The following is a 3126-nucleotide window of genomic DNA, read 5'->3' as shown; positions in this document are numbered from 1 at the left end:
GCGTGGCGACGTCCTGCTCTCACAAAGGGAAACCCTTCACTACAATCGGCGCTAAGAAGCTTAACTTCTGTGTTCGGCATGGGTACAGGTGTATCCTTCTCGCTATCGCCACCACACTATTTAATTGTTGAGTAAACATTGCTCACTCAAAACTGGATTTGAAGAAATCATTGCGTCTTACCAAGACTATTTTAAGAACTTTGGTTAAGTCCTCGAACGATTAGTATCAGTCCGCTCCGTACATCACTGCACTTCCACTCCTGACCTATCTACCTGATCATCTTTCAGGGTTCTTACTTTCTTAAAGAAATGGGAAATCTCATCTTGAGGTGGGCTTCACACTTAGATGCTTTCAGCGTTTATCCCTTCCCTACATAGCTACCCAGCGATGCCTCTGGCGAGACAACTGGTACACCAGCGGTAAGTCCATCCCGGTCCTCTCGTACTAAGGACAGCTCCTCTCAAATTTCCAACGCCCGCGACGGATAGGGACCGAACTGTCTCACGACGTTCTGAACCCAGCTCGCGTGCCGCTTTAATGGGCGAACAGCCCAACCCTTGGGACCGACTACAGCCCCAGGATGCGACGAGCCGACATCGAGGTGCCAAACCTCCCCGTCGATGTGGACTCTTGGGGGAGATAAGCCTGTTATCCCCAGGGTAGCTTTTATCCGTTGAGCGATGGCCCTTCCATGCGGAACCACCGGATCACTAAGCCCGACTTTCGTCCCTGCTCGAGTTGTAGCTCTCGCAGTCAAGCTCCCTTTTGCCTTTGCACTCTACGAATGATTTCCAACCATTCTGAGGGAACCTTTGGGCGCCTCCGTTACCTTTTAGGAGGCGACCGCCCCAGTCAAACTGCCCATCTGACACTGTCTCCCATCACGATTAGTGATGCGGGTTAGAGTGGCCATAACGCAAGGGTAGTATCCCACCATTGCCTCCATCGAAACTAGCGTCCCGATCTCTACGGCTCCTACCTATCCTGTACATGCGGTACAGACACTCAATATCAAACTACAGTAAAGCTCCATGGGGTCTTTCCGTCCTGTCGCGGGTAACCTGCATCTTCACAGGTACTAAAATTTCACCGAGTCTCTCGTTGAGACAGTGCCCAAATCGTTACGCCTTTCGTGCGGGTCGGAACTTACCCGACAAGGAATTTCGCTACCTTAGGACCGTTATAGTTACGGCCGCCGTTTACTGGGGCTTCAATTCGTACCTTCGCTTGCGCTAAGCACTCCTCTTAACCTTCCAGCACCGGGCAGGCGTCAGCCCCTATACTTCATCTTTCGATTTTGCAGAGACCTGTGTTTTTGATAAACAGTCGCTTGGGCCTATTCACTGCGGCTGTTCTGACGAACAGCACCCCTTCTCCCGAAGTTACGGGGTCATTTTGCCGAGTTCCTTAACGAGAGTTCTCTCGCACACCTTAGGATACTCTCCTCGACTACCTGTGTCGGTTTACGGTACGGGTCGTTGGTTTCTAACTAGAAGCTTTTCTCGGCAGTGTGACATCAGGAACTTCGGTACTATTATTTCCCTCCCCATCACAACTTGTCCTTAATGAATGAAAGCATTTGACTCTCACTCGGACTTATTGCTTGGACAGACATTTCCAATCGTCTGCATTCCATAGCCTACTGCGTCCCTCCATCGTTCAAACAAAAACAACGAGTACAGGAATATCAACCTGTTGTCCATCGCCTACGCCTATCGGCCTCGGCTTAGGTCCCGACTAACCCTGGGCGGACGAGCCTTCCCCAGGAAACCTTAGTCATACGGTGGACAGGATTCTCACCTGTCTTTCGCTACTCATACCGGCATTCTCACTTCTAAGCGCTCCAGCAGTCCTCACGGTCTACCTTCGACGCCCTTAGAACGCTCTCCTACCAGTGTACTTACGTACACTCCACAGCTTCGGTAATATGTTTAGCCCCGGTAAATTTTCGGCGCAGGGTCACTCGACTAGTGAGCTATTACGCACTCTTTAAATGGTGGCTGCTTCTGAGCCAACATCCTAGTTGTCTGTGCAACCCCACATCCTTTTCCACTTAACATATATTTTGGGACCTTAGCTGGTGGTCTGGGCTGTTTCCCTCTCGACTATGGATCTTATCACTCACAGTCTGACTGCCAGATATAAATGAATGGCATTCGGAGTTTATCTGAATTCGGTAACCCTAGATGGGCCCCTAGTCCAAACAGTGCTCTACCTCCATCATTCTTAAAATCTGACGCTAGCCCTAAAGCTATTTCGGAGAGAACCAGCTATCTCCAAGTTCGTTTGGAATTTCTCCGCTACCCACACCTCATCCCCGCATTTTTCAACATACGTGGGTTCGGTCCTCCAGTGCGTTTTACCGCACCTTCAACCTGGACATGGGTAGATCACATGGTTTCGGGTCTACGACCACCTACTCATTCGCCCTATTCAGACTCGCTTTCGCTACGGCTCCGTCTCTTCGACTTAACCTCGCAGATAATCGTAACTCGCCGGTTCATTCTACAAAAGGCACGCTATCACCCATTAACGGGCTCTAACTTGTTGTAGGCACATGGTTTCAGGATCTATTTCACTCCCCTTCCGGGGTGCTTTTCACCTTTCCCTCACGGTACTGGTTCACTATCGGTCACTAGAGAGTATTTAGCCTTGGGAGATGGTCCTCCCGGATTCCGACGGAATTCCTCGTGTTCCGCCGTACTCAGGATCCTCCTAGGTGTCTTTCAGATTTCGCCTACGGGGTTTTTACCCTCTTTGACGAACTTTTCCAAGTTCTTCGACTATCTGAAAGGACTACCACATTGGAGTCCTACAACCCCAACAAGCAAGCTTGTTGGTTTGGGCTCTTCCCGTTTCGCTCGCCGCTACTAAGGGAATCGAATTTTCTTTCTCTTCCTGCAGGTACTTAGATGTTTCAGTTCTCTGCGTCTACCTCTAATCAGCTATGTATTCACTGAAAAGTAACATCCTATCAAAGATGTTGGGTTTCCCCATTCGGAAATCTCTGGATCAAAGCTTACGTACAGCTCCCCAAAGCATATCGGTGTTCGTCCCGTCCTTCATCGGCTTCTAGTGCCAAGGCATCCACCATGCGCCCTTATTCACTTAACCTTCTCAACCTT

General features: G+C 49.9%; 2 rRNA genes. Both read right to left on the bottom strand.

Features of this window, described 5'->3' with window-relative positions:
* Nucleotides 1-116 (bottom strand): 5S ribosomal RNA (gene rrf, locus ACYSNO_RS12290).
* 84 nt (nucleotides 117-200) lie between these two features.
* A 23S ribosomal RNA gene (locus tag ACYSNO_RS12285) occupies nucleotides 201-3115 on the bottom strand.
* Nucleotides 3116-3126 lie beyond the last annotated feature (11 nt).

The sequence above is a fragment of the Enterococcus sp. LJL98 genome (genome assembly GCF_054871745.1).
Note: the sequence above shows the minus strand (reverse complement) of the source record. Positions and strands in the feature narration are given on the sequence as shown.